The following is a 25,677-nucleotide window of genomic DNA, read 5'->3' on the forward strand; positions in this document are numbered from 1 at the left end:
GTACGGACCACCCCGGTACGGTGTGCCCATGCGTGGCGTGAATCTCGGTGGCTGGCTGGTGCTGGAGAAGTGGCTGACCCCCTCGCTCTTCGCGGGCGTGCACGCCGAGGACGAGTACCAGTTCATGACCACGCCCGGCGCGGTGGAGAAGCTGCGCCGGCACCGGGCCGAGTTCCTCACCGAGGACGACTTCGCCTGGATCGCCGATCATGGACTGGACCTGGTTCGGATCCCGGTCGGGCACTGGGTGTTCGGCGATGCGCCCGAGACCGGGCCGGACGGACGTCCGCTGCTGCTCGGCTGCCTGGACGAGTTGGACTGGGCGATGGAGCAGTCGCGGCGGTACGGGCTCAAGGTGCTGCTCGACCTGCACGGCGCACCGGGTTCGCAGAACGGCCGTGATCACAGCGGCAGGAGCGGCCGCCGCGAGTGGTACGCCCGGGCGGACTACCGCCGCCGGACCGTGGACGTGCTGGAGCGGCTGGCCCGGCGCTATCGCGACGCCGACCACCTGTGGGGGATCGAGCTGCTCAACGAGCCGATGGACCCGCGGGTCTGGACCTTGATCAAGTTCTACCGCGAGGCGTACCGGAGACTGATCACCATCCTGCGCCCCGGCACCAGGATCGTCTTCTCGGACGGCTTCGTGCCCTGGCTGACCCGCGGCGCGATCCGGCCGGTGCCCGACTTCCCGGTGATCATGGACTGCCACCTCTACCAGTGCTTCTACCCGTGGGACCAGCGCAACACCATCGAGCACCATCTGCGCAAGGCCCGCCGTTCCCGGGCCCGATTGATCACCTGGCTGAACCGCCGGCATCCGGTGATCGTGGGGGAGTGGAGCGTGGCGCTGCCTGGCCGAACCATCGCCGGTCTGTCCGACGAACTGCGGCACGCCCTGCGGCGCGACTACGCGGCCGCCCAGCAGGACGGGTACGCCGACGCGGCCGCCTGGACCTACTGGAACTACACGGCCGAGGAACGCAACGAATGGAACTACCGGGCCCTGGTCGAGGACGGCCAACTGGTTCCGCGCCTACCGGGTCCGGACCGGGCTTAATTCGGGTGAATTGAGTCCGCTCCCGGCCACCGTCCGAGGTTCCAGAATTCTATAGAATTCGCCGTCATTCTGTGGAGTTCGCCAGCCGCGATTGTCGGCACCGACAGTTGTGCCACGATTGACGAGATGGTCCGTGTGGCGGGTTGCCAGAAGCCGATCAGTCCCGCCAGACTCCTGCGCGGCGGGGAATCCAATTCCGGGTGTCGTTCGCCCAGGTTCGGCCCGGAATCCCCCGGAGCGGGCGGTCGCCCGGAGAACGGCTGCCTGCCGCCTCACCTCCTTCGTCCATAGGGGGTGAGGCGCCGCTCCGTTTCGGCCATTGATCAGGTGAATTCCTGCGGAGGGGCCGCCCCACCTACCGGGGGGTGGAGGTGGGGCGGCCGAGGTCACCCGAGAAATCCGGGGCCCGGTGCGGTACCGCACAGTCAGCCTGCCATTCCGTTCAGCCTCCCGCAAGAATAAAATCGAACGAATTTCGGGAATGGGACTTCGGGTTTTCATCGCTGACGCAATTACTCGCTATTCGCGGCTGCAACGTTGCCTTCACACGGTCGTATCAATCCGCCGACACACTGGCCGGATGGACGACATTCAGGAGTTGGCACGGCGGCGTCACATCGCGATGGTGGCGCACGACAGCAAGAAACTCGAGCTTCTCCAATGGGCCGACTTCAACCGGCGCACGCTCTCCCGGCACACCCTCTACGCGACGGGCACCACCGGGACGATGCTCACGTTCGAGCTCGGCCTGGAGGTGACCCGGTTCCTCTCCGGGCCGGTCGGTGGCGATCAGCAGATCGGCGCCAAGATCGCGGAGAACGTGATCGATCTGCTGATCTTCTTCTGGGACCCGCTGGAGGCGCAGCCGCACGACCCGGACGTCAAGGCCCTGCTCCGGCTGGCGAATGTCTGGAACATCGGTGTCGCCTGCAATCGGGCCAGCGCTGATCTGATGATCTCCTCGCCGCTGCTCGACAACGGCTATCGGCCGCATCGGCCCTCGGTGGACTCAGTACGGGACTCGTGGACTAAGCTTAGGGCAACCTAAGTCGGGAGGTCCCATGTCGTCGATCCGCCAGGCCGTACGGGAGTTGTCCAACCGGGGCGACGTGTTCAGCTGCCCGGTCCGGATCGACTCCGTGACGACGATCTCGCCGGGCCTGCTCCGGGTCCGGGTGACCGGCGCCGGCTTGGCGGCCTACACGGACCCGCGGCCCGCCGACGCCTTCAAGATCGCGATCCCGGTCGACGGCGGACCGATCGACTTCCCGGGCCGCCGAACGGACCGGCTCCCGGTCTGGAACGACGGGCCGCGGCCGCTGCTGCGCGCGTTCACGGTCCGCGGGGTCGCCGAGGACCGGTCCTGGCTGGACTTCGACGCCTGGTGGCACGGCGACGCCTACACGGCCGGCTGGCTGCGCCGGGCGCCGGCCGGCACCGAGATCGGGCTCTCCGGGATGCGCCGCGAGTTCGTCCCGGGCCCCGGCGTGGACCGTCACGTGCTGGTCGGCGACGCCTGCGCCCTGCCCGCGGTCGCCGCGATCGTGGAGTCGCTGCCCGAGAGGACCGCGGTGACGGCCGTGCTCGGCGTCACCGACGAGGCGGACCGCGCCGTACTGCCGGACCGGCCCGGTGTCGCCGTGCACTGGACCACGAACAGCGCACCGTACGGCAGCGACACGGACCTGGCCGAGGCGGTCCGCCAGGTCCTGCCGGAGCCGGCCGGCGAGCGGCTCCAGGTCTGGCTCGGGGCCGAGGCGGGCGTGGTCCGCGAGGTGCGCCGGTACGTGCTCGACCGGCGCCTGGTCGACCGGGACGACCTGCACGCGTCGGCGTACTGGAAGGCCGGCGAGGACTCGACCGTGCGCGACGCCGCCCTGCTCACGGAGTATCAGCGGTTGGTCGCCGACGGCGCCAGCGCCACGGACCCGCACACCCGGGAGCTGGCCGAACTCGGCGCCCCCTGACCGAACACCCGGCCGATCGAACACCCGGCCGGGTCCGGCCCGGGTTCAGCTGGAGAAGGCGGCGTCGAAGGCGGCCTCCGGCGGCGTGATCGCGTTCAGGGCGCGGACGTACGCCAGCGCCTCCGGGGCACCGGCGAGCCGGTCCATGCCGGCGTCCTCCCACTCGATGGAGATCGGCCGGTCGTAGCCGATGTGGTTGAGCATCCGGAAGATGTCCTCCCAGCGGGTGTCGCCGCGCCCGGTCGAGATGAAGTCCCAGCCACGCCGCTGATCGGCCCAGGGCAGGTGCGAGCCGAGCACGCCGTTGCGGCCGTTGTTCATCCGGACCTTGGTGTCCTTGCAGTCGACGTGGTAGATCCGGTCCTTGAAGTCGTCCAGGAAGCCGACGTAGTCCAGGCCCTGCCAGACCATGTGCGACGGGTCGAAGTTGAGCCCGAACGCCGGCCGGTGGTCGATCGCCTCCAGGGTGGCGACCGTCGACCAGTAGTCGTAGGCGATCTCGGACGGGTGCACCTCATGGGCGAACCGCACGCCGACCTCGTCGAAGACGTCCAGGATCGGGTTCCAGCGATCGGCGAAGTCGCGGTAGCCGGCCTTGATCACGTCGTCGCCGACCGGCGGGAACATCGCCACGTAGTGCCAGACCGACGAACCGGTGAAGCCGATCACGGTCTCGACGCCGAACCGGGCCGCGGCCCGCGCGGTGAGCTTCATCTCCTCGGCGGCGCGCTGCCGGACGCCCTCCGGGTCGCCGTCGCCCCAGACCCGCGGATTCACGATCGCCTTGTGCCGGTCGTCGATGATCGACTCGCAGACGGCCTGCCCGTTCAGGTGGTTCGAGATCGCCCAGCAGCCGAGGCCGTACCTGGCCAGGATGTCCTTGCGGTCCTGGACGTACGCGTCGTCCTCGGCGGCCTTCGCGACGTCGAAATGATCACCCCAGCAGGCGATCTCCAGGCCGTCGTAGCCCCACTCCGAGGCGAGCTTGCACATCTCCTCGAACGGCAGGTCGGCCCACTGCCCGGTGAACAGGGTCACCGGCCGGGCCTGCTTCGGGTTCGCCTGGCCGGTCGCCTCGGGCAGCGTGTTCGGTGCGGTCATCGTGGTCACTCCTGAACTGTGTGAGAGGGATGATCATGGTCGGTCCGGCCGGAGCCCGGCACCCAGAGCACCTCGCGCTCGGGTCCGTTGACGTACCGGGTCAGGATGAACAGCAGGTCGGACAGCCGGTTCAGGTACGTCAGCGGCAGCGGCCCGAGCCGGTCGCCCTCGGCCTCCCTGGCCGCCCAGCCGGTCCGCTCGGCCCGCCGGACGACGGTCCGCGCGACATGCAGGTGGGCCGCGCCGAGGGTGCCGCCGGGCAGCACGAAGGACTCCAACTTCGGCAGCCCGTCGCCGAACTCGTCGCACCAGCGTTCCAGCCGGTCGATCGACTCCTGGGTGATCCGGAGCGGGTGGTGCTGGCCCGGCATCAGCTTGGCGTCCGGCGGCGGCACCGGGTTGGCCAGGTCGGCGCCGACGTCGAACAGCTCGTTCTGGATCAGGCCGAGGACGTCCCGCACCCGGTCCGGCAGCTCGCCGCCGGCCAGTGCGACGCCGATCGCGGAGTTGGCCTCGTCGACGTCGCCGTACGCCGCGACGCGCAGATCCGACTTCGACGTCTCCGAGAAGTCGACCAGCCGGGTCCGCCCGCCGTCGCCGGTCCGGGTGTAGATCCTGGTCAACCGGACCATGCTCGCCTCGCCGCGAATGCCATGATCAAACCCTACGAGGGCCGGGCGGTTGCCGCATCCCAGGGTCCGCTCTCCCGGACGAGCGTGACACCGAGTCCTGAGCCTGTCGACTCGTGTGCTGAGCCTGTCGAAGGACCAGGGCACATCGGGCCCGGCCCTTTGACAAGCTCAGGGAGCGTCGGCTCGGTGTCGCTGACCAGGTCGAGGTCGTTCAGAGCAGGTGCGCGAGGGCCCGGACGACCGCGGCGGCCGGGCCGGTCCGGGCGTTCCGGAAGCCGGTGCCGGCCCACAGGTGCAGCCGGTGCGGGTCGCCGGCCCGGGCCGCCGCGCGGCGCAGCTCCCGAGTGAGGTGGTGCAGGGCCGGATAGCCGTACGGGGCCTCGGCGTGGTGCCGGTCGGCGAAACCGTTCCGCAGGGCGCGGGCCGGGCGCCCGGTGAAGCAGTGCGTGATCATGGTCTCGGTGAAGGCCGGGTCGGCGAGCGCGTCCCGGTGCGTCGCCGAGGCGCCGCTCTCGTCGCAGCGCAGCAGCAGCGTGCCGACCGCGACGCTCTCGGCACCGGCCGCGATCAGGTCGCGGACGTCGTCCGGCCCGGCGACGCCGCCGCCGGCGATCAGGGGCAGCCCGAGGCCGGCCACGGCCCGGACCAGGTCGGTCAGAGCGATCCCGGCCGCGGCCGCACGCGGGTCGAACCGGGCGCTGTGCCCGCCGGCCTCGACGCCCTGGACGACCAGTCCGTCGACCCCGAGGTCCTGTGCCGCCGCGGCCTCGGCCGGAGTGGTGACGCTGGCCAGCACCCGGGTGCCGACGCGCTGCAGCGCCCGAACGGCGGTCCGGTCGGGCAGTCCGAAGGTCGTCGAGACCACCGGCACCGGATCGGTCAGCAGCAGGTCGAGTTTGGCCGGCCAGGTGTCGTCGTCCTCGACCGGGACCGGGGCGAGGGCGACGCCGAGCGCCGCGGCCTCCGGGGCCAGCCGGTCGGCATAGCGGCGGAACGCCTCCCGGTCGACCGGCTCGTCCTGCGGCAGGAAGAGATTGACCCCGAACCTGCCCAGCGGCCGGACCTCGGTCAGCAGCGCGGCCAACGCGTCGGGGGAGAGGTAGCCGCCGGCCAGGAACGGGAACCCGCCGGCCCCGGCGACCGCAGCGGCCAGGGCCGGGGTGGTCGGCCCGCCGGCCATCGGGGCCGCGACGAGGGGGAGGTCGGAGTCCAGGAGCCGGGCCATGCCGGCATCCTCCCACCGGCGCGCGCGTCGGCTCCGGAGCGGGCAAGACCGCATGGCACAGTAGGCACGTGAATCCCGTCCCGCGCCGTATCGCCCTGGCCCTGGCGGCGCTCTTCCTCACCGGGTGCGGCACCATCCCGGTCAACGACCCGCTCGGTTCCGGTACGGCAGCCCCGGACGATCCCGCCTCCAGCGCGGCGCCGTCCGGCGGCACCTCGTCGAGCCAGCCGCCCGTCGGCCCGGGCGCTCCGTCCACGCCGGCCGGGTCCGGATCGCCGGCTCCGTCCGGCACTCCGTCCAGCAGCGGCCCGCCGCAGGCCGGACCGCAGCCGCCGGCCACCGGCGGGGTGACCACCGTGCCGGAGGGTCCGGAGACCTGCGAGTACCCGGCCACCGGCAACGCGTCCAAGCCGGTCCAGCCGCCCAAGACGACCGGGGTCGCCAACGCCGGCCAGCCGGTGTTCTCGATGATGACGAACGCGGGCGAGGTGAAGCTCACCCTGGACCGGGCCAAGGCGCCGTGCACGGTGAACTCGTTCGAGTCGCTGGTGCTGCAGGGGTTCTTCGACCAGACCGCCTGCCCGCGGCTGGTCGACTCGGGCATCTACGTGCTGCAGTGCGGCGACCCGGTCGGTGACGGCGGCGGCAACCCCGGCTACAGCTTCGCCGACGAGACCGACGGTACGGAGTCGTACACCACCGGCGTGATCGCCATGGCGAACGGCGGCCCCAACACCAACGGCTCCCAGTTCTTCCTGGTCTACAACGACTCCACGGGCCTGGACGCGATGGAGCAGAAGTACACGATCTTCGGCACCATGGACCCGGCCTCGGTCGCGGTCGTGCAGCGGATCGCCGCCGAGGGCCAGGACGGCACGAATCCGTACGGGGGCGGCAAGCCGAACAACCCGGCCAAGATCAGCAAGGTGATCAAGCTCAGCGACTAGATGGGCGCGCCGACCGCGCACTGAGCTTGTCGAAGTGCTGAGCCGGTCCAGGCCCTTCGACAGGCTCAGGGAACGTGCTGGCCGAGGTCGAGCTTCATCCCCTCGTGGCTGGCGACGAAGCCGAGCCGGGCATAGAATCGGTGCGCGTCGACCCGTGACTTGTCGGTGGTCAGCTGGACCAGGCCGGCACCGCGTTCCCGGGCCCGCTCGATCGCCCAGCCGATCAGCCGGCCGCCGAGCCCCTGGCCGCGCTGGTCGGCGGCCACCCGGACCGCCTCGATGATCATTCGCAGGGTGCCGCGCCGGGACAGGCCGGCGATGAAGGTGAGCTGGCAGGTGCCGATGATCCGGCCTGCGTCCTCGACCACGGCGAGCAGCTGGTTGGGGTCGCGGTCGATCTCGGTGAACGCCGCGGCGTAGCCGGCCGCGTCGGTGGCGTCCTCCCGGCCCTGGCCGAGCGGGTCGTCGCGCAGCATCGCGATGATCTCCCCGACCTCGGCCGCCCGGGCCCGCCGGACGATCACTCCGTCGCCGAGCGGCCACTCCGGCTCGATCGGCTGGACGAACTCGAGCCGGTTGCCGTGCGGGTCGTCGGCGTAGAACCGCCGGAAGCCGGGCAGTTCGTCGTCGATCCGTACCGCGTGGCCGGCCGTCGTCAGCCGCTCGGCCAGCGCGTCCAGGTCGGCCACCCGGATCGCCGGATGGGCCTTGCGAGCCGGCCGGAAGTCGCTCTCGATGCCGAGATGGAGTTCGTAGCCGGGGCCGCGGAACCAGCAGCCGCCGCGGGCGGCGAGCGCCGGAGGCTTGGCGATCTCGGTCAGGCCGAGCAGGCCGGCGTAGTAGGCACGGGAGGCGGCTTCGGAGTCGGGCGGGCTGGCGAGCAGGACGTGATGCAGCATGACGACAGACTATCTTGACATCAAGACATCTTGGTTGGAGGTACGGGAGAGGGGCGTCATCAGCAGCGCCAGCAGGACGGGGAACTCGAGGTAGGCGTGGTAGCTGGCCAGCGCGCCGTAGAGGGCCTTGCCGGTGAAGTAGTCCGAGACGAACAGCGCGGCCAGGAAGACGCCACCGGCGGCCCCGACCGCCCAGGTACGCCAGCCGCGCAGCCACGGCACCCGGGAGTCGAACGCTGCCGCGGCCTCCGGCGCGAAACGGGGCAGGAAGCCGACCCAGACCACGTAGTGCATGGTCTGCAGGAACGCGAAGATCACCAACAGCCGGAGCCCGATCGTGACCGAGGCGTCCGGAGGAGCGCTGGCCGCGATCACCCGCGCGCCGTCCCCGACGAAGCTGGCCACGACGCCCGGGTCGGCGACGATCAGCGCGTCGGCGGCGCCGGCCAGGATCAGGGCCGGTACGACGAGCACCCAGAGCACCTGGGATGCGCGGAACCAGCCGCGGGCCGGCCCCGGGATCCGGCGGGCCCACTCCCACAGGAAGACCAGCGGCACCAGGTTGTGCAGGTGGGTCAGCATCACGAAGTGGTACGACGGCCAGCCGAACGAGCCGACCGCGGCGGCGGCGAGCACCAGCAGGGCGACGGCCAGGCGCCAGCCGCGCAGCCCGTACCAGCAGCCGACGGCGAGGATCAGGTAGCCCAGCCCGACCTCGGCGTAACGGGCTACGGCCGGCTGGTAGCCGGCGATCAGCCGGCAGACCACGATGCCGCTGATCAAGATCACCAGCAGGATCAGGAAGCGGCCGGTCAGGATGGCGGCGAATCGGCCGGCGACGTAGCGCAGCTCCAGCACGTTGTGCAGCACGCCGAACGCGATCAGCCCGAGCACCGTCAGTGCCAGCGGTGCGCGCAGGGCGAGGGCCAGCGCGGCGGCGGCCGCGATGATCATCGCGGCACTCAGCAGAATCGGCGCGAGCCGAGCCCCGCGCGGGCCCGGAGGGGGCAGACTGGGCACGGTGGTGGAGGCGGTGCTGAGCTGGGCCGGCGGGTTGCTGCCGGCGTTCGTGCTGACCTGTGCCATCGAGATCCCCGGTTACCTGCTCGGCTGGGCCACGCTGGGCTGGCTGGGCCGCCGGGCACCGCTGCGGGTGCCGGTGGCGGTGCTGCTCGCGATCCTGGTCAACCTGGCCACCCATCCGCTGCTCTGGCTGACCGCGGGCCTGCTGCCCTGGCTGGTCGTGCCCCTGGAACTGGTCGCGGTCGGGATCGAGGGCCTGATCGCCGCGCTGGTGATCCGCCGCCGAACGGCCGCCCTCGGCGCGTCGCCGCCGTGGGCCGGGCCGGTCTGGGCCTGGCCGGTGGCGCTCGGCGTCAACGCGCTCTCGGTGCTGGCCGGCTCCGCGCTGCTGTCGTTGATCATGGACGTGCTCTAGCTAGCGGCGCAGGTATCGGATCAGCAGTACGGCCACCACGGCGGCGATCACGGCCAGCACGACGATGATCACGACCGGGCCGACCTGGGTCGCCGGTTCCGGCGCTACGTCCAGCGGGAGCAGATGCATGGCCCCATCTTGGCGGCAACCGGGGCTGTTCGGGGTGATTTCAGGCCGCGAGGAAGACCCGCAGGGTGGCCAGGAAGGCTTCCGGTTGCTCCGAGTGCACCCAGTGGCCGGCGTTCTTGATCACGACCTTGCGGACCGCCGGGAACAGGGCCCGCATCGGTTCCCGGTCGGCGTCGGTGATGTAGTCCGAGCGCTGGCCGGCCACCCAGAGCACCCGGCCCTGGTACGGCGGCTCGGTCACCTCGGGCCAGGAGCCGAGCACGTCCAGCCGGTCGCCGAGCACCTGCAGGTTCTGCTGCCAGCGCCAGTGATCACCGTCCCGGCGCAGGTTCTGCAGCAGGAAGCCGCGGACCACCGGGTCCTCGACGTAGGGGACCAGGGCCTGATCGGCCGCGGCCCGGTCGGGGGTGTGTTCGAGGTCGAGCGAGCGCATGCCGCGGACGTACCGGGCGAACGGGCTGTCGCCGTCCAGCCGCTGCGGCCGCGGGGACACGTCCACCACGCACAACCGCTCGACCAGTTCGGGGTGGCGCAGCGCGATCATCATCGCGATCTTGCCGCCCATCGAATGGCCGACCAGGGCGAACGGCTCGCCGTCGGTCAGCTCGGCCAGCCGCGCGGCGACCAGGTCGGCGACCGCCGGGTACGCGACGTCCTCGGTCCACGGCGAGCGGCCGTGGTTGGGCAGGTCGACCAGCAGGCTGCGGTGATCATCGGAGATCGCCTTGGCGATGGCGGTCCAGTTCCGGCCCTGCCCGAACAGGCCGTGGCAGAAGACGACCGGGCTGCCGTGGTCGCCGACGATCATGGTGTTGAGCGCCGGGATGTTCATCGGCGACGCTGCCAGCAGGCGGTGTGCCAGTGCCGCCGGGACTCCAGGCCCGAATCGGCCTGCCAGCCCGGGTCGTCCGGCCACGCGACGACGTGCGGCGTGCCGGGCCGGATCGGTTGATCACAGCCGGGGCAGCGGTACTCCTTCTCGGCGCGCGCGCCTGGGACCGTGCGGACGATCCAGCGGCCGTCGCCCTTGTTCTCGGCGTGGGCGTGATGGGCTCCCAGCGGCCGGGCCGGCCGGGTGTGCTTGCTGCGGCGGCGGGCCATGATCACCACGAGACCGCGGCCGGGGAGTTGATCATCACCACTGCAGTCTGCCAGACCGCCCGGCGGCGGTTCGCCTGCGGTGATCGGGGCCCACGCCGGTACGGTGTCCGGGTGCGTTTGGTGATTGCTCGCTGCCAGGTCGACTATGCCGGCCGGTTGACCGCTCATCTGCCGATGGCGACCCGGCTGATCCTGATCAAGGCCGACGGCTCGGTGTCGATCCATGCCGACGACCGGGCGTACAAGCCGCTCAACTGGATGAGCCCGCCGTGCACCTTGACGGAGCAGCCGGCCGAGGCGGAGGACGTGCCCGGCCTGGAGTCGCTGGCGGCCGTCTGGGAGGTCAAGAACGCCGAGGGGGAGACGCTGCGGATCGCCCTCGCCGAGGTGCTGCACGACTCCAGCCACGAGCTCGGAGTCGATCCGGGCCTGCGCAAGGACGGCGTCGAGGCTCACCTGCAGGAGTTGCTGGCCGAGCATCCGGAGACGTTCGGCGCCGGTTGGAGCCTGGTCCGCCGGGAGTACCCGACCGCGATCGGCCCGGTCGACCTGCTCTGCCGCAACGCCGACGGCGGCTACGTCGCGGTCGAGGTGAAACGGCGCGGCGAGATCGACGGGGTCGAGCAGCTGACCCGGTATCTCGAACTGCTCCGCCGCGACCCGCTGCTCGGCGACGTCCAGGGCGTCTTCGCCGCGCAATTGATCAAGCCGCAGGCCAAGGTGGTCGCGACCGACCGGGGGATCGCCTGCGTCACGGTCGACTACGACCTGCTGCGCGGCCTGGACGACCCGACCGAGCGCCTCTTCTGATCCTGTTCCCCGAGCTCGAACTCGTACCAACACCAACGCGGCGGGTCCCGGACTGACCGGGGCCCGCCGCGTTGTTACGTGCAGGTGGGGAAGAGTGAGACGGGTACCTCAGAAGTTGACCGGGCTCACGAGACGTCCGCCGTCTTGGAGTCCTGCCGCTCGAGATCGGTGAAGTCGAGCTCCGGAACCTCCGGCAGCTTCTCCGCGGTCTCCAGCGCGAGCGCGGAGAGCGAGGCCAGCTGGCTGAGCATCTCCTGCTTGCGACGGCCGAGCAGCTCGTACTCGCTGCGCATCTGACGCTTCCGCCAAGCGAACTCCTGCCGAGCGCGCTCGTCGATCGTGGCGGCCTGGTGCTGTGCCTGGGCGACCAACTGGTCGGCTTCGGCCACCGCGGCGACCTTGATCTGCTCGGCCTCGGCGAGGGCGTCGGCACGCAGCTTGGCGGCGTTCTCGGCTTCCTCGGCCAGGTGCTGCGACGAGGTCCGGTGGTGCTCGGTGGCCTCGGCCAGCAGCTTGGACAGCTTCGCCTCGGACTCCTGCTGGGTGGTCCGGAGCTCGGTCAGCAGCTCGTCACGCTCGGTGGCGACCTGCTGGCGGACGTCGGCGATCTCCTTCTCGGCGGAGGCCACGATCGACTTCGCCTTGATCTCGGAGGACTGGACCAGGGCCCGGGCCTTCCGATCGGCCTCCGTGGTGACGGCCTCGGCCTGCAGCCGAGCCGCGGTCATCAGCTGCTCGGTCTCGCCGCGGGTCTTGCTGAGCAGCTTGTCGGCATCGGCCGCGGCCTGCTGCCGGAGCCGCTCGATCTCGGCGGTGCCGGACGCCTTCAGCTCCGCGCGCTCCTCGGCGGCGTGCTGGTTCAGCATCTCGATCTCGGCGCGGGCCTTCTGCAGGGCCTCCTCGGACTCCGCGGTCGCCCGCTCGGTCACGTCCTTGGCCTGCTCCTCGGCGATCCGCAGGATGTCGCCGGCGCGACCGCCGAGATTGGTGAAGTTGACTTCGCCACCCTTGGAGGTCTCGTCCAGCGCCTTGCGGAGCTGCTCGTTCTCCTCGGTCAGATCCGCGATCTGCTGGTTCAGCTGATCGGTCGAGCCGGAGAGGACCTCGATCCGGCTCTCCAGCTTCTGGAGTTGGCTCGACACAGCGGTCGGGTCGTATCCCTTACGGACCAGCGGAAACTGGGGGTTGGTGGTTTGGGCGAATGCGCTCACTCGAATCCTCGGGGCTTGTGGTACGTGTGGACAGGCGCCACCTGACGCCAAATGCTTTTCCCCGAGCCCGAGTCATGCTACTGAGCCAACGCCGATCCGACGAGGGTCTGCGGCGATTTTTCTTAGGATTCGCACGGAATCGGGTTCGGGAGGGCCCGCTTTGGTCAGGAAGTGTCCAGCTTCGGCTGCGCGACTTCGTGCAGAAGGAGCAGGACAGCGGCCGCGGTGGGCACCGCGATCAGGGCACCCACCACGCCGAGCAGCGTACCGCCGATCAGGGCGGCGATGACCACCAACGCGCCGGGAACGTTGACCGACCGCTTCATGACGCGCGGCGAGAGGACATAGCTCTCGAACTGCAGGTAGATCAAGTAGTAGATCACCGCGGCGATCCCGCTGACCGGCGACTGGACGAACGCGATCACGCAAACGATCACCGCGGCGATCGGCGGGCCGATCATGGGGATGAAGTCGAACAGCGCGACCAGCACCGCCAGTGCCAGTGCGAAGTTGCGCAGCTCCGGCACCCAGATCCCTACGATCCAAAGGAAGATGAAGGATCCGATGCCGGCGCAGGTGACCACGACGAAGAGGCCGGAGAGGTAGGAGCCGATCCGGTCCGACACCATGTCGCCCAGCTCGGCCACCCGCTCGCGTTTCGACGCCGGGGCGAGCCGGTAGATGCCGGTCTTGATCGCCGGCAGCGAGGCGAGGAACCACAGGGTCAAGATCAACAACGTGAAGCCGGAGAACACCGCGCCGATCACGATCTGGCCGGCGCCGAGGATGCCGCCGAACAGCTGGTTGACCCAGGCGCCCGAACTGAGGAACTGGGTCAGGTTGGAGATCACCTGGTACTGCTGGTCGAACGCGTGGATCTGCGGGTTGCGTTGCAGGTCGCCCAGGATCGTCGGCGCCTGAACGACCAGGTTGGTGATCTGCTGGGTGAACACCGGCACGATGGCGACGCTGGCCAACCCGAGCACGAGGAGGAGCCCGAGGACGACGATCAGCACCGCGAGCCAGCGACGTTTCACCCGCCGCCGCAGAAGATCGACCATCGGGTTCAGACCCAGCGCGATGAACATCGCGACCAGGATCAAGATCAACACCGACCGGGCCTGCAACACGAGGTTGGCCAGGCCGAACGCGATCAAGGCGCCCAGCGTCCCGGAGAAGCCGATCCAGAACGGCGGCATCTGGAACAGGAACCGACGCTGCGGTTCGGTCACCGCATCCGGACCCGGGGTCACCTCGGCGGTCGGTGGCCGCCGGGGTGCCTTGGAGGGCTCTGCTCTCGAGGGTTCGGCTGGTGAGGGATCGGTCGGTTCAGCCACGATACGGTTGCGGCCCCTGGCCGCTCCCGCCCGTCTGCTCGGGGTACGGGTTCGCACCCGGACGTGGCAGATGCTCGGTGCCGGCCGGGCGTGCCGGCGGCGGTGCGAGCACGGTGTGGTCGCCGCCACCCTGCTGATGCGGCTGGCCCTGCGGGCTCTGCGGGCTGCGCTGACCGGGTCCCTGAGGCTGACCCTGCTGGCCCGGACCCTGCTGGCCCTGCTGCGGCTGCGCGTGCCGCGGCTGGCCCTGCGGGACCTGGCCCTGGCCCGGATGCCCGAGTCCCTGCTGGTTCTGCGGCCGCGGGCCCTGCTGCGGCTGCCCCGGCGGAGACTGCGGGTGCTGCGGCTGGTTGGGCCGCTGCTGGGGGCCGCCCTGCTGCGGGCCCGGCTGGTTGGGCCGCTGCTGGTTGGGCCCGCCCTGGTTCGGTCCGCTCTGGTTCGGCCCGGGCTGGTTCGGTCCGGGCTGGCCCTGCGGCCGCTGCTGGTTCTGCGTGGGCTGCTGGGCCTGGCCGGCCGCAGCCGGGCGCTCCTTGTCGCGGATCAGCGTGCCGTCGTCGTCGGACTGCGCCGACGGCGAGGTCGCCGAGGCGGCGGGGGAGCCGGCCGAGCCCGGTGCCGGAGCGCCAGGCCGCTGCGGTTCGCCGGCCGAGGCCGGCGAACCGGCCGACTGGCCGTCCCGTACGGCCGGCTGGACGATCGTGGTGTCCGGGTCGAAGGACGGCTCGGCGGCGGAGTCGGGCTTCGACTCGGCCCCGGCCTTCGCCTCCGGCTCGTCACCGTCCGGCTTGTTCGCGTCGATGGTGTCCTCGGCCTCGCCGCTCGAGCCTTCCGGCAGCGACGGCGGCAGGTTCGGCGGCCGGAGCAGCGTGGTGTCGCCGTGCTCCGCCTCGAAGCCCTCGAGTTCGTCCAGGTCGGGGAACGTCTGCGCGGTCTGCTCGGCCAGCGCGGACAGGCTCGCCAGCTGATTCAGCACCGCCTGCTTGCGCTGCCCGAGCAGGTCGGTCTCCCGCTTCAGCTGCTGCTTGCGCCAGGAGAACTCCTGCTGGGTCCGCTCGTTGATCGCGGCGGCCTGCTTCTTCGCCGCGGCGATCCGCTCCTCGGCGTTGGCGATCGCCTCGGTCCGGATCCGCTCGGCCTCGGCGAGCGCCTCGGACCGGATCCGCTCCGCCTCGGCGATGTCCTTCTCCAGCCGGGCGGTGGCCTCCTTGTTGTGCTGGGTCGCCTCGGCCAGCAGCGCGGTGGTCTTGCTGACGTGCTCCTCGTGGGTGGTCTTCAGCTGGGTGATCGCCGCTTCCCGCTCGCTGGCGATCTGCTGCCGGGTCTCGGCGACCTCCCGCTCGGCCTGCCGGCGCAGCGTCTCGGTGTCCAGGTAGGCCTGCTGCCGCAGGGTCTGGGCCTCCTGCTCGGCCTGGCGCCGGTGCGCCTCGGCCTCGCGGCGGGCCGCGGCGACGATGTTCGCCGCCTCGCCCGAGGCCTTCTCGACCTGGGACTTGGCCTCTTCGCGGGTCCGGCTGCGGATCTGCTCGATCTCGGACTTGCCGGTGTTCTTGATGTTGCTGCCCTCGCGGGCGGCGGCCTGCCGAATCCCGTCGGCCTCCCGCCGGGCCACCTCGCGGATCCGGTCCGCGTCGACCGACGCGCGGTCGACCATCTCGCGGGCCTGTTCCTCGGCGAGCCGCAGGATGTCCGTCGCGCGCCCGCCGAGGTTCGCATAGTCGACGTTGTCCGGTGCCGGTCGGCTGTTGGCCTGGTTCAGTTGATCACTGACCGCAGCCAACTGATCCTCGAGGTCCCTGGCCTGACGACGTGCATTGACGACGGTTGCTTCGAGGGTCCGCACGTAGTCGTCAACCGCGGACCTGTCGTACCCGCGGATCGCGGACGGGAAGTTGCCGACCGCACTTGCCGTATCGTCAAAGAGATTCAGGCCGGTTTCTTCCGAAGCCACATCCGGTCCTCTCCGTGCACGCTGATGAGAACGCACCCGAGTGCGTTCTCCTTACCGTATCCTCATCGGCGGTCACGCCCAAGACGACCGGTGTCAGACTGGCCTGGAACGGGTGCGGGCCGCCCGAGGACTGAGGGGAGAAGCGTCGTGGTTTCGGTGATCGTGGGCGGAGCGCGGACGCCGATCGGGCGCCTGCTCGGCGGGCTGAGTGGCTTTCCCGCAACGAAACTGGGTGGGCACGCGATCGCGGCCGCCCTGCGCCGCGGCGGGGTCGACCCGGCCGCGGTGGACTCGGTGATCATGGGCCAGGTGCTGCAGGCCGGTGCCGGCCAGATCCCGGCCCGGCAGGCGGCCGTCGCCGGCGGGATCGCCATGGACGTGCCGGCCCTGACCGTCAACAAGGTCTGCCTGTCCGGCCTGAACGCCGTCGCGCTGGCCGACCTCATGATCAGATCGGGCGAGGCCGAGGTCGTCGTGGCCGGCGGCATGGAGTCGATGTCGCTGGCGCCGCACCTGCTGCCGACCTCGCGGACGGGAGTGAAGTTCGGCCCGGCCGGGCTGGTCGACCACATGGCCCACGACGGTCTCTGGGACCCGTTCACCGATCAGGCGATGGGCGCGCTGACCGAGGGCTGCAACACCGGCGATGCGCTGGTCAGCCGGGCCGACCAGGACGCGTTCGCGGCGCGGTCGCACCAGCGGGCCCTGGCGGCGACCCAGTCCGGCGTGTTCGCCGAGGAGATCGAGCCGATCGAGGTCGCCCACCGTCGTGGTGCCCCCTCGCTGGTCGCTGCCGACGAGGGCATCCGTCCGGGCGTCACGGCCGAGACGCTGGCCGCGCTGCCGCCCGCGTTCGGTGCCGGCGGGACGATCACGGCCGGCAGCTCCAGCCAGATCTCCGACGGCGCCGCGGCGCTGGTCGTCGCCGACGCCGAGGTCGCCCGCCGCAACGGCTGGCGGGTGCTCGCCACCATCGGTGCGTACGGGCAGGTGGCCGGCCCGGACTCGTCGCTGCAACTGCAGCCGGCCAACGCGATCCGGCGGGCCTGCGCGCGGCAGGGGATCGACGCCGCCGCGCTGGACCTGATCGAGATCAACGAGGCGTTCGCCGCCGTCGCGGTGGCCAGCGCCCGGGACCTCGGCCTGTCCGACTCCGCGATCGACGAGCGGGTCAACGTCAACGGCGGTGCGGTCGCCCTCGGCCACCCGATCGGCGCCTCCGGTGCCCGGCTGGTGCTGCACCTCGCCCTCGAGCTCGGCCGCCGCGGCGGCGGCACCGGCGTGGCCGGGCTGTGCGGCGGCGGGGGCCAGGGCGACGCGCTGCTGCTCACCGTCGGCGACGCGTGATCGACCCCGAAACCGTACGGGAGCGGCTGCGGGCCGGCGACCGCAGGCTGCTGGCCCGCGTGCTGTCGGCGATCGAGGACGACGCCGCGGTCCTGCGCGAGCTGGCCGCGGCGCTGGCACCGGCCACCGGGCACGCGTACGTCATCGGCCTGACCGGCTCGCCCGGCGTCGGCAAGTCGTCGGTGACCGCCGAGTTGATCGGTGCGCTGCGCGCCCGCGGTGACCGGGTCGGAGTCCTGGCCGTGGACCCGTCGTCGCCGTTCTCCGGCGGCGCTCTGCTCGGCGACCGGGTCCGGATGCAGGAACACGCGCTGGACGACGGCGTGTTCATCCGCTCGATGGCCAGCCGGGGCCACCTGGGCGGGCTGTCGGCGGCGGCACCGCAGGCGCTCCGCGGGTTCGACGCGGCCGGTTACGACGTGGTCCTGGTGGAGACCGTCGGGGTCGGCCAGTCCGAGGTCGAGGTGGCCCGGATCGCCGACGCCTGCGTGGTCCTGCTGGCGCCAGGGATGGGCGACGGGGTGCAGGCGGCCAAGGCCGGAGTGCTGGAGATCGGCGACCTGTTCGTGGTCAACAAGGCCGACCGGGACGGCGCCCAGAGCCTGATCCGGGACCTCCGCGGCATGGTCGCGCTGGCCGAGCACGGCCCGGACGACTGGAAACCGCCGATCGTTCGGACGGTCGCGACGACCGGCGAGGGGATCGCCGACCTGGTGGAACGGCTGGACCGGTTCCGGGCCGACGCGGAGCGGACCGGGCGCTGGCAGGGCCGCCGCCTGGGCCGTGCCGAGACCGAGGTGTCGGCGCTCGCGCTGGCCTCGCTCCGACGTAGGCTCGGCGCCGCGGACTCCGGCGGCGGCGACCGGCTGGTCAAACTCGCCGAGGACGTACGAGACGGAAGGCTGGACCCGTACGCTGCGGCCGATAGACTGGTCGCTGCGCGGGAGTGACCCGGACAATGCGCTGCGGGTGGTCTCGGGTGAGGCAGGAAGGTCGGCGTGGCAGGGCTGCGTATCGGGGCGACTGAGGTGACAATGGTGGGGACCCAGGCCCCGCGTCGAGCAGAAGGTGTTGATCTGAATGAAGTGGATCAAGCGAATCTTGCTGGTCATGGTGGTGGCGTTCGTCGCCTTCTACCTGATCGGGAATCCGAACGGTGCCGCGGGCGCCGTGCGCAGCGGGGTGGATGCGGTGGCCAATGCCCTGAACTCGTTCGTGGTGTTCTTCAGCGCTCTCGCTGGGTGAGTAGGTGTTCGGCGCGCTCAGCCGGCTGATCGATCCGCACGTCGAGAACTATCTGCTGGTTGGTGAGGGGGAGCAGATCGTCGACGAGGTGCGCCGGCACTGGATGGCGGTGGCCTTCCCGGTGGTGCGGGTCATCATCGCGGTGGTGCTGGCCTGCGTGTCGATCTTCGTCGGTCCGCTGGCTGGGGCGTTGTTGATGGTGGCGGCGCTGATCATCGCGCTCCAGGCCGGCTGGCGCATCCTGACGGCCCACATGGACCGGTTCGTGATCACGACCATGCGCGTGTTCCGCGTGCATGGCGTGTTCACGCAGAACCGGGCGACGATGCCGATGGCGCGAATCCTCGACATCACGGTGGAGAAGCCGGTGATCGGCCGCGTTTTCGGGTACGGACACCTCGTGTTCGAGTCGGCCGCCCAGGATCAGGGTCTGCGCGACATCAGGTGGGTTGGTCGGCCGGACGAGCGAGACGCTACGATCCAAACCGTGATCCAGCGGTCCGGTCTTCGGGCCAGCATGCAGATCAGTAAAGAGGAAGAAACGTGACCCAGGCTTCGCGCGAGGAAACGGGGGGACCCAGTCCCGCCGGTCCGGAGCGTCCGAGGCTGGTCCCGCAGCCGGTGCGCGAATCGTCCGATCGCCACCGGCTGCCGTTCGATCCGATCCAGGCGGCCGCCGACCAATGGTCGCGGCGCTGGGCCGAGACGCCGCGGATGCGCGCCGTCACCTCGTTGATGCGGGTGCACCAACTGGTGCTCACCGAGCTCGACGAGTTGCTCCGCCCGCTCAGCCTGACCTTCGCGCGGTACGAGGTGCTGGTGCTGCTCGCCTTCTCCCGCCGGGGCGCGTTGCCGCTCGGCAAGATCGGGGAGCGGCTGCAGGTGCACGCCACCTCGGTCACGCCGCTGGTGAAGCGGCTGGAGAACTCGGGCTTCATCACCCGGAACCGGCACCCGGAGGACGGGCGGGCGGTGCTCGCCGCGATCACCCCGGCCGGCCGCGAGGTGTTGCAGCAGGCCACCGACCTGATCGTCGGGGCACGGTTCGCGCTGGGCGCGATGTCGGAGGCCGACTGCGACCGGCTGACCGAGCTGTTGACGACGCCGCGTGCCGCGGCCGGAGACTTCTGAGGCCACGATGCCGCGGATGATTGCGGTCGCCGACTCCGACTCCTACCTCAAGTGGACCCACGCGACCGCTGCGCGCCTGCCGTACGGCTGGACCTGCGACACGATCATCGTCCGCAATCCCGCCCAGCCGTCGCCGGCCCAGATCGCCGCGGTCACCGACGAACCGGTCGAGGTGCTGTCGCGCCGGGAACTCGTCCAGCGGATCGGCTTCGAACGCCCGGACGCGGTGCTGCTCGGCTGCACCGGTCCGACGGTCGGCCAGTTGTCGGCCCAGCGCGGGCTGTCCGACTCACTGCGGCGTCCGGTGTTGATCACCGGGCTGCCCGGGATCAGTTTCCCGGCCAGCCCGAGGGCCGTCCGGTTCCGGGCCGGCTGTGACCTGCTGATCGTGCATTCCCGGCGGGAGCGGCGGGAGTTCAGCACGTTGGCCCAGACCATGGCTCCGGGCCTGCGGGTCGGCCTGACCCGGCTGCCGTTCCTGGTCGACACCGAGCCCGGCGCGGACAACCCGGACGGGCTGGAGCCACAGTCGCCCGCCCGGGTGCTGTTCGCCGGCCAGGCGATGGTGCCGCCGAAGGCCGAGCAGCGCCGGCAGATCCTGCGGGCCCTCGCGGAACTGCCCGGCGAGGTGCGGCCGGTGGTCAAGCTGCGGGCCGCCGCGGACGAGCAGCAGACCCACAACGAGCAGTATCCGTACCAGGGGCTGTGGAAGCAGCTGGTCAAGTCCGAGCAGCTGTCCCGGCGCCGGGTGTCGTTCACCCAGGGATCGATGCGGGCGGCGCTGGAGGGCGCTGACGGCCTGGTCACCGTGTCGTCGACGGCTGCGCTGGAGGCGATGGCGGCCGGCGTGGGCGTCTTGATCCTGAACGACTTCGGCGTCAACCAGGCCATGATCAACACGGTCTACGCGGAGTCCGGCTGCCTCGGCACGCTGGACGATCTGCGCCGGGGCGAGTTCAAGGCGCCCAACAAGGAATGGTTGATGGACAACTACTTCCACCCGGAGGCGGAGTCGGACTGGCTGGACCGGCTGGATGACCTGCTCGCGATCCGCGAGCTGCACGGCTTGGCCCCGTCGATCACGATGCCGGTCGACTCCCGTTCGGCGCGGCTGAAGCGGCGGCTCCGGCTGGAACTGCCGGCTCGGACCTGGCCGATGATCCGTCGGGTCCGGCGGCTGACGAAGCTGCGGCACCGGAAGCGCTGAGCGAGTCGTCGAGCCGGCGGCCGGACAGGATGCGGTCACAGATCTCGCGGACCGCGCCGTTGCCGCCGGACCGGTTCAAGATCACCCGGGCCGCCGAGCGGACCTGCGGGTGCGCGTCGGCGACGGCGGCCGGCCAGCCGACCAGGGACATCGGGCCGAGGTCGTTCACGTCGTTGCCGAGGTAGGCCACGTCGCGGCTGTCGATGCCGCGCTCGGCCAGCCAGGCCGACAGGGCGCTGATCTTGTCGTCGATGCCCTGCAGGTACTCGACGCCGAGCTTCGCGGCGCGGGCCGCGACGACCGGGTTGCGCTCCTTGGACAAGATCAGGATCGGGACCTGGGCCCGGCGCAGTTCGGCGATGCCGTAGCCGTCGCTGCGGCTGACCCGCACCGTCTCGTGGCCGTCCTGGTCGACGTAGGCGGTGTCGGCGGTGTGCACGCCGTCGAAGTCGGTGATCAGGGCCCGGACGCCGACCAGCTCGGTGCTGGGCGGGTCGACCAGGCTGGCCAGCGACTCGGCCATGATCAACTCCTGCGGGGTGTCGATCTCCATCGCGGTCAGCTCCGGCACCTCGACCACCCGGGTCCGGCCGAAGAAGCGGTGCTGGTGCGCCCGGAAGCCGGCCACCTTCATGATGTAGAAGGCACCGGTCTCGCGGAAGTCGGGCCGCCGGTCCTGCCGTCGGGGTCGTACCGCGGCGTCGTGGTTCTGGCCGATCATGGCGCCGCCGCCGGGCAACACGTCGTCGGCCCGGTCCCGCCAGATGAAGTCGTACGTCGCGACGCCGGAGAACGCGCTGTCGCAGTCGTCGTCGAGGACCAGCGAGACGCCGTTGTCGAGGTCGTCGGGCTGGATGAACGGGCTGGTGCACTGGACGAAGACGAGCACGTCCGGGGTGTGCCCGGCGGCGGCGAGCTCCTCCAGCGCGTGCAGCAGGGCCGACTCCGAACTGGCCAGGTCGCCGGCGATGGTCGGCGGCCGCTCGATCACGCGACTGCCCGCGGCGCGGCCGATCTCGGCGATCTCGGGGTCGTCCGTGCTGACGTACACGGCGTCGATGAAGCGGGACCGGCGGCAGGCCGCGACCGCGCGGGCGACCAGCGGGACACCGCCGACCCTGCGCAGGTTCTTGCCCGGTACGCCCTTGGAGCCGCCTCGGGCCGGGATGATCGCGACGACGCGGAGTTGTTCGGAATGAGAGGGCGCCTGTCCGTTCGCGGAGCGCGCGGGGGATTTCAAGGGGGTCGTCCCCCTTGGCTCTTCAACACTGACCACGGTTCGGGACGCTAGGACCGTTCGGCGTCGCGGAGGTTAACCCCGGGTGGCTGTCGTCCGAACGGTGGGTGGAGACGCCGCTTTACTCCAGTGGTGAGATTTAGTAGGGCGTCCTAGTATCTCGTTATGAGCGAGTCTGATCGGCGCCCCGGCTACGACCGCTGGCGGGCCGCCTATGCGGAGGCGGAGCGGGCCGGGCGGATCCGGGACGCCGACTTCAGCACCTTGTCCGGCGCCGAGGTCGACCCGGTCTACGGCCCCGCCGACGAGGCCGCGGACGAGCGGCTGGAGCGGATCGGGTGGCCGGGAGAGTTCCCGTACACGCGAGGGCTCTACCCGACGGGTTACCGCGGCCGGCAGTGGACCATCCGGCAGTTCGCCGGCTTCGGCAACGCGCGGCAGACCAACGAACGCTACAAGATGATCTTGGCCCGCGGCGGTGGCGGGCTGAGCGTCGCGTTCGACATGCCGACCCTGATGGGACGCGACTCCGACGAGCCGCAGAGCCTCGGCGAGGTCGGTCACTGCGGCGTCGCGATCGACTCCGCGGCCGATCTCGAGGTGCTGTTCGACGGGATCGACCTCGGTGCCGTGACCACCTCGATGACGATCTCGGGCCCCGCGGTGCCGATCTTCTGCATGTACGTCGTCGCGGCCGAACGGCAGGGCGTCGACCCGGCGGTGCTGGACGGGACGCTGCAGACGGACATCTTCAAGGAGTACATCGCCCAGAAGGAGTGGCTCTTCTCCCCGGAGCCGCACCTGCGCCTGATCGGCGACCTGATTGAGTACACCTGCGCCGGGATGCCGGCGTACAAGCCGCTCAGCGTCTCCGGCTATCACATCCGCGAGGCCGGGGCGACGGCCGTGCAGGAGCTGGCGTACACACTGGCCGACGGGTTCGGCTACGTCGAGCTGGGGCTGTCCCGGGGACTCGACGTCGACCTGTTCGCGCCCGGCCTGAGCTTCTTCTTCGACGCCCACATCGACTTCTTCGAGGAGATCGCCAAGTTCCGGGCGGCACGGCGGATCTGGGCCCGTTGGCTGCGCGACCGGTACGGGGCGAAGACGGCGAGGGCGCAGTGGCTGCGGTTCCACACCCAGACGGCCGGGGTGTCGCTGACCGCCCAGCAGCCGTACAACAACGTCGTCCGGACCGCGGTCGAGGCGCTCGCCGCGGTGCTCGGCGGGACCAACTCGCTGCACACGAACGCGCTGGACGAGACGCTGGCGCTGCCGACCGAACGGTCGGCCGAGATCGCGCTGCGGACCCAGCAGGTGCTGGCCGAGGAGACCGGGGTCGGCAACGTCGTCGACCCGCTCGGCGGTTCCTGGTACGTGGAGGAACTGACCGACCGGATGGAGGCTGAGGCGGAGCAGATCTTCGCCCGGATCCTCGAACTCGGCGACGGCGAGACGATGACGGCCGGGCTGCTGCGCGGGATCGAGGAGGGCTGGTTCACCGGCGAGATCGCGGAGTCGGCGTTCCGCTACCAGGCGGCGGTGGAGAAGGGCGACAAGCTGGTCGTCGGCGTGAACAGCCAGCTCGAATCGGTCACCGGGCCGGTCGAGATCCTTCGGGTCGGCCACGAGGTCGAGGAGGAGCAACGCAAGGTGCTCGCCGAGCGGCGCGCGGCCCGGGACCAGGCCGTGGTGGACGCCACGCTGGCCGAGCTGAAACGGCAGGCCGCCGGCGAGGCGAACCTGATCGAGCCGATGCTGGCGGCGGCCCGGGCCGAGGCGACGTTGGGCGAGATCTGCGGCACCCTGCGCGAGGTGTGGGGCAGTTATCAGGAACCGGCGCGCTTCTAGTGGTTGCAGCACGACCGTGCTAAATTTGGTTCCGTGGCCAAGGGTGACGAGACCCGTCGACTGATCCTGCGGCGCGGCGTCGAGACCGCGTACCGGATCGGTCTCGGTGGCCTGACCATCGGCAGCCTCGCCGTCGTCACCGGGCTGTCCAAGAGCGGCCTCTACGCCCACTTCCGGTCCAAGCAGGCCTTGCAGCTGGCCGTGCTGGACGAGGCCCGGACCGACTTCGGTGATCGTGTGGTCCGGCCGGCCCTGGCCGCGCCGCGCGGCATCCCGCGGCTCCGGGCCCTGTACGAGCACTGGTCCACCTGGGGCCGGGCCGGCCGGCCGGGTTGCTGCCTGTTCGTCAAGGCGGCCAACGAATTCGACCAGCAGGAAGGGCCGGTCCGGGACGAACTGGTGCAGGCGCACCGGGACCTACTGGACTCGATCGCGCAGATCGCCCGGACCGCGATCTCGGAAGGTCACTTCGCCGCCGACACCGATCCGGACCAGGTCGCCATCGACCTGTACGGGATCATGCTCGCCTTCTACCACGGCTGTCACCTGCTGGCCGATCCCGACGCCGACCGTCGCGCCGCGGTCGCCTTCGAACGCCTGCTCGGCGACGCCGCCGCCACCTGACCATCACTCCGGAGAGGCTTCGACCCATGCGTGGAGAACCGTCGACAGAAAAAAGCACGACCGTACGTAAATCGGAGCCGACCCGGCTCCGGGCGATCAAGCTGGCGCTGGCCGTGGGTGAGCGCGTCGCGCCGAGGCTGGCCGGCCGGCTGGCCCTGCGGCTCTGGGCGACGCCGCCGAGTGCCGCCGGTCGCCGGCAGGACAACCGGCCCGGCCCGGGCCAGGAGTCGGAGATCACGCTGACCGGCGGGCACCGGATCCGGGTGGAGACCTGGGTGCCGGACGGGGCCGGTCCGGCGGGCACGGTCTACCTGGTGCACGGCTGGGGCGGCTGGCGGGGACAGCTCGGCGCGTTCGTCGAGCCGCTCCGGGCCTCCGGCTACCGGGTGGTCGGGTTCGACGCGCCGGCCCACGGCGACTCCGGGCCCGGCGGGCTCGGCCGGCATCAGGCGAGCGCGATCGAGTTCGCCGAGACACTGCGGGCGGTGGTCGCGGTGCACGGGCCGGCCGCCGGCGTCGTGGCCCACTCGCTCGGTACGGCCACGACGATCCTCGCGCTGCGGGACGGTCTGGCACCCGGCCGGCTGGTCCTGCTGGCGCCGAGTGCGGACCCGCTGCTCGTGGTGGACCGGTTCCGCGACCAGCTCGGCCTGGGCCGTCGGTCCTCGGTCGCGTTCCTGGTCCGGCTGCAGCAGGTGGCCGGCCGGCCGCTGACCGATCTGAACTCGCTCGCCGTACCGGAGTCGGTGCCGCGGCCGCCGACCATGATCATCCACGATCGCGGCGACCGGGACACGCCGTACCGGGAGGGGGAGCAGCTGGCCGAGCGCTGGCCGGCCACCGAGTTCGTCGGCACCGAGGGGCTGGGGCACCACCGGATCCTGCGCGATCCGGCCGTGGTCGAGCGCGCGGTACGGTTCCTGGCCGGACCGGGTCAGCCGGAGGGTGGTCGCTCGGAACGTCCTTCGATGACGGCCCGGGTCACGCAGTAGATCAGGATCGCCAGTCCGAGGGTGAGCACGACGGCGTCGAACAGCAGGGAAGGGCTCGGGGTGCAGCCGCTCGGGACGCCCGAACCGGTTGCGGTGTCCAGGCAGTGCCCGGTGCCGTTGGCGGCGAGCAGCGCCACCGTCGCCACCTCGGCGACCAGGGCACCGGCGATCCAGCGGCCGTAGCTGGCCATGATCGGATCGTACGCCCGGAACCCTTGTCAGGACCGCGAAACCGGTC

Annotated in this window: 27 protein-coding genes and 1 pseudogene; 15 read left to right on the plus strand and 13 right to left on the minus strand. The window is 71.1% G+C overall.

Translation table 11 applies throughout. From position 1 onward, the window contains the following. The first annotated feature begins 28 nt into the window (after positions 1–28). From AC6CCG_RS25445 to AC6CCG_RS25455, 3 genes are all read left to right on the plus strand, one after another. The gene (locus AC6CCG_RS25445; protein ID WP_496657554.1) at positions 29–1,060 is read left to right on the plus strand and encodes a glycoside hydrolase family 5 protein; all 1,032 of its coding nucleotides are present in this window, start codon (positions 29–31) and stop codon (positions 1,058–1,060) included. A gap of 580 nt (positions 1,061–1,640) precedes the next feature. Then, positions 1,641–2,108 carry a methylglyoxal synthase gene (locus AC6CCG_RS25450; protein ID WP_496657555.1) on the plus strand — a complete coding sequence of 156 codons (468 nt, stop codon included), beginning with the start codon at positions 1,641–1,643 and terminating at the stop codon, positions 2,106–2,108. A 13-nt stretch (positions 2,109–2,121) separates the two neighbouring features. Then, on the plus strand, positions 2,122–3,027 hold the full coding sequence (locus AC6CCG_RS25455; RefSeq protein ID WP_496657556.1) for a siderophore-interacting protein: 906 nt from the start codon (positions 2,122–2,124) through the stop codon (positions 3,025–3,027). 45 nt (positions 3,028–3,072) lie between these two features. On the opposite strand, the gene AC6CCG_RS25460 is transcribed toward AC6CCG_RS25455, so the two are convergent. The 3 genes from AC6CCG_RS25460 to AC6CCG_RS25470 form a co-directional block, all read right to left on the minus strand. Further along, positions 3,073–4,128, minus strand: a complete 1,056-nt coding sequence (locus tag AC6CCG_RS25460) for a sugar phosphate isomerase/epimerase family protein (RefSeq protein ID WP_496657723.1) — start codon at positions 4,126–4,128, stop codon at positions 3,073–3,075. Between the two features lie 5 nt (positions 4,129–4,133). Further along, the gene (locus AC6CCG_RS25465; RefSeq protein WP_496657557.1) at positions 4,134–4,760 is read right to left on the minus strand and encodes a cob(I)yrinic acid a,c-diamide adenosyltransferase; all 627 of its coding nucleotides are present in this window, start codon (positions 4,758–4,760) and stop codon (positions 4,134–4,136) included. Between the two features lie 211 nt (positions 4,761–4,971). Continuing rightward, on the minus strand, positions 4,972–5,985 hold the full coding sequence (locus AC6CCG_RS25470) for an NAD(P)H-dependent flavin oxidoreductase (RefSeq protein ID WP_496657558.1): 1,014 nt from the start codon (positions 5,983–5,985) through the stop codon (positions 4,972–4,974). A 68-nt stretch (positions 5,986–6,053) separates the two neighbouring features. Here AC6CCG_RS25470 and AC6CCG_RS25475 point away from each other — a divergent pair, with 68 nt between their 5' ends. Then, positions 6,054–6,932, plus strand: a complete 879-nt coding sequence (locus AC6CCG_RS25475; RefSeq protein ID WP_496657559.1) for a peptidylprolyl isomerase — start codon at positions 6,054–6,056, stop codon at positions 6,930–6,932. 65 nt (positions 6,933–6,997) lie between these two features. On the opposite strand, the gene AC6CCG_RS25480 is transcribed toward AC6CCG_RS25475, so the two are convergent. Both AC6CCG_RS25480 and AC6CCG_RS25485 read right to left on the minus strand, forming a co-directional pair. Continuing rightward, the gene (locus tag AC6CCG_RS25480; RefSeq protein WP_496657560.1) at positions 6,998–7,831 is read right to left on the minus strand and encodes a GNAT family N-acetyltransferase; all 834 of its coding nucleotides are present in this window, start codon (positions 7,829–7,831) and stop codon (positions 6,998–7,000) included. A 9-nt stretch (positions 7,832–7,840) separates the two neighbouring features. Continuing rightward, positions 7,841–8,785: a hypothetical protein gene (locus tag AC6CCG_RS25485; protein ID WP_496657561.1), complete on the minus strand. Its 945-nt coding sequence runs from the start codon at positions 8,783–8,785 to the stop codon at positions 7,841–7,843. A 67-nt stretch (positions 8,786–8,852) separates the two neighbouring features. On the opposite strand from AC6CCG_RS25485, the gene AC6CCG_RS25490 reads away from it, so the two are divergent. Then, entirely contained in the window at positions 8,853–9,269 is a 417-nt protein-coding gene (locus tag AC6CCG_RS25490) for a hypothetical protein (protein ID WP_496657562.1), read from the plus strand. Here AC6CCG_RS25490 and AC6CCG_RS25495 read toward each other — a convergent pair whose 3' ends face one another. Genes AC6CCG_RS25495 through AC6CCG_RS25505 form a run of 3 tightly spaced genes read right to left on the minus strand, consistent with a single transcriptional unit; the run spans position 9,270 to position 10,499 of the window. Further along, positions 9,270–9,398: a hypothetical protein gene (locus AC6CCG_RS25495; protein ID WP_281385343.1), complete on the minus strand. Its 129-nt coding sequence runs from the start codon at positions 9,396–9,398 to the stop codon at positions 9,270–9,272. A gap of 40 nt (positions 9,399–9,438) precedes the next feature. Next, positions 9,439–10,230, minus strand: a complete 792-nt coding sequence (locus AC6CCG_RS25500; RefSeq protein WP_496657563.1) for an alpha/beta fold hydrolase — start codon at positions 10,228–10,230, stop codon at positions 9,439–9,441. Beyond that, positions 10,227–10,499 carry an Rv1322 family protein gene (locus AC6CCG_RS25505; protein WP_496657724.1) on the minus strand — a complete coding sequence of 91 codons (273 nt, stop codon included), beginning with the start codon at positions 10,497–10,499 and terminating at the stop codon, positions 10,227–10,229. Before AC6CCG_RS25505 ends, AC6CCG_RS25500 begins: the two co-directional genes overlap by 4 nt. A gap of 111 nt (positions 10,500–10,610) precedes the next feature. Between AC6CCG_RS25505 and nucS the strand changes: the two genes are divergently transcribed. Next, positions 10,611–11,309, plus strand: a complete 699-nt coding sequence (nucS, locus tag AC6CCG_RS25510) for an endonuclease NucS (protein ID WP_496657564.1) — start codon at positions 10,611–10,613, stop codon at positions 11,307–11,309. Positions 11,310–11,434: 125 nt separating this feature from the next. On the opposite strand, the gene AC6CCG_RS25515 is transcribed toward nucS, so the two are convergent. The 3 genes from AC6CCG_RS25515 to AC6CCG_RS25525 form a co-directional block, all read right to left on the minus strand. Continuing rightward, complete coding sequence (locus tag AC6CCG_RS25515) at positions 11,435–12,451, minus strand: hypothetical protein (RefSeq protein WP_496657565.1); 1,017 nt, start codon at positions 12,449–12,451, stop codon at positions 11,435–11,437. 233 nt (positions 12,452–12,684) lie between these two features. Then, positions 12,685–13,752, minus strand: a complete 1,068-nt coding sequence (locus AC6CCG_RS25520) for an AI-2E family transporter (protein ID WP_496657566.1) — start codon at positions 13,750–13,752, stop codon at positions 12,685–12,687. 97 nt (positions 13,753–13,849) lie between these two features. Next, the gene (locus AC6CCG_RS25525) at positions 13,850–15,634 is read right to left on the minus strand and encodes a hypothetical protein (RefSeq protein ID WP_496657567.1); all 1,785 of its coding nucleotides are present in this window, start codon (positions 15,632–15,634) and stop codon (positions 13,850–13,852) included. Positions 15,635–15,952: 318 nt separating this feature from the next. On the opposite strand from AC6CCG_RS25525, the gene AC6CCG_RS25530 reads away from it, so the two are divergent. The 6 genes and pseudogenes from AC6CCG_RS25530 to AC6CCG_RS25555 form a co-directional block, all read left to right on the plus strand. Then, positions 15,953–17,152, plus strand: coding sequence for an acetyl-CoA C-acyltransferase (locus AC6CCG_RS25530; RefSeq protein ID WP_496657568.1), 1,200 nt, complete (start codon positions 15,953–15,955; stop codon positions 17,150–17,152). Beyond that, entirely contained in the window at positions 17,149–18,102 is a 954-nt protein-coding gene (meaB, locus tag AC6CCG_RS25535) for a methylmalonyl Co-A mutase-associated GTPase MeaB (RefSeq protein WP_496657569.1), read from the plus strand. The genes AC6CCG_RS25530 and meaB overlap by 4 nt, the downstream gene beginning before the upstream one ends. 130 nt (positions 18,103–18,232) lie before the next feature. Beyond that, entirely contained in the window at positions 18,233–18,397 is a 165-nt protein-coding gene (locus AC6CCG_RS25540; protein WP_179757933.1) for a hypothetical protein, read from the plus strand. Positions 18,398–18,401: 4 nt separating this feature from the next. Then, complete coding sequence (locus tag AC6CCG_RS25545; protein WP_496657570.1) at positions 18,402–18,944, plus strand: PH domain-containing protein; 543 nt, start codon at positions 18,402–18,404, stop codon at positions 18,942–18,944. A 74-nt stretch (positions 18,945–19,018) separates the two neighbouring features. Further along, positions 19,019–19,528 (plus strand): MarR family winged helix-turn-helix transcriptional regulator, encoded by a 510-nt coding sequence (locus AC6CCG_RS25550; protein ID WP_496657571.1) that lies wholly within the window; start codon positions 19,019–19,021, stop codon positions 19,526–19,528. 16 nt (positions 19,529–19,544) lie between these two features. Next, positions 19,545–20,558 (plus strand): annotated as a pseudogene (locus AC6CCG_RS25555) (DUF6716 putative glycosyltransferase); the annotation flags it as partial. A 49-nt stretch (positions 20,559–20,607) separates the two neighbouring features. Here AC6CCG_RS25555 and AC6CCG_RS25560 read toward each other — a convergent pair. Continuing rightward, entirely contained in the window at positions 20,608–21,975 is a 1,368-nt protein-coding gene (locus AC6CCG_RS25560; RefSeq protein ID WP_496657572.1) for a cytidylyltransferase domain-containing protein, read from the minus strand. Between the two features lie 162 nt (positions 21,976–22,137). Between AC6CCG_RS25560 and icmA the strand changes: the two genes are divergently transcribed. The 3 genes from icmA to AC6CCG_RS25575 are packed head-to-tail and all read left to right on the plus strand — an operon-like array spanning position 22,138 to position 25,439. Then, positions 22,138–23,823: a coenzyme B12-dependent isobutyryl-CoA mutase large subunit gene (icmA, locus tag AC6CCG_RS25565; protein WP_496657573.1), complete on the plus strand. Its 1,686-nt coding sequence runs from the start codon at positions 22,138–22,140 to the stop codon at positions 23,821–23,823. Positions 23,824–23,856: 33 nt separating this feature from the next. Further along, positions 23,857–24,447 (plus strand): TetR/AcrR family transcriptional regulator, encoded by a 591-nt coding sequence (locus tag AC6CCG_RS25570; RefSeq protein ID WP_496657574.1) that lies wholly within the window; start codon positions 23,857–23,859, stop codon positions 24,445–24,447. Between the two features lie 26 nt (positions 24,448–24,473). Continuing rightward, the gene (locus AC6CCG_RS25575; protein WP_496657575.1) at positions 24,474–25,439 is read left to right on the plus strand and encodes an alpha/beta hydrolase; all 966 of its coding nucleotides are present in this window, start codon (positions 24,474–24,476) and stop codon (positions 25,437–25,439) included. On the opposite strand, the gene AC6CCG_RS25580 is transcribed toward AC6CCG_RS25575, so the two are convergent. Beyond that, entirely contained in the window at positions 25,382–25,630 is a 249-nt protein-coding gene (locus AC6CCG_RS25580; protein WP_496657576.1) for a hypothetical protein, read from the minus strand. The two genes, AC6CCG_RS25575 and AC6CCG_RS25580, sit on opposite strands and share 58 nt — an antisense overlap. Between the last annotated feature and the right edge of the window lie 47 nt (positions 25,631–25,677).

The organism is Microlunatus sp. YIM B11417, from assembly GCF_059617205.1.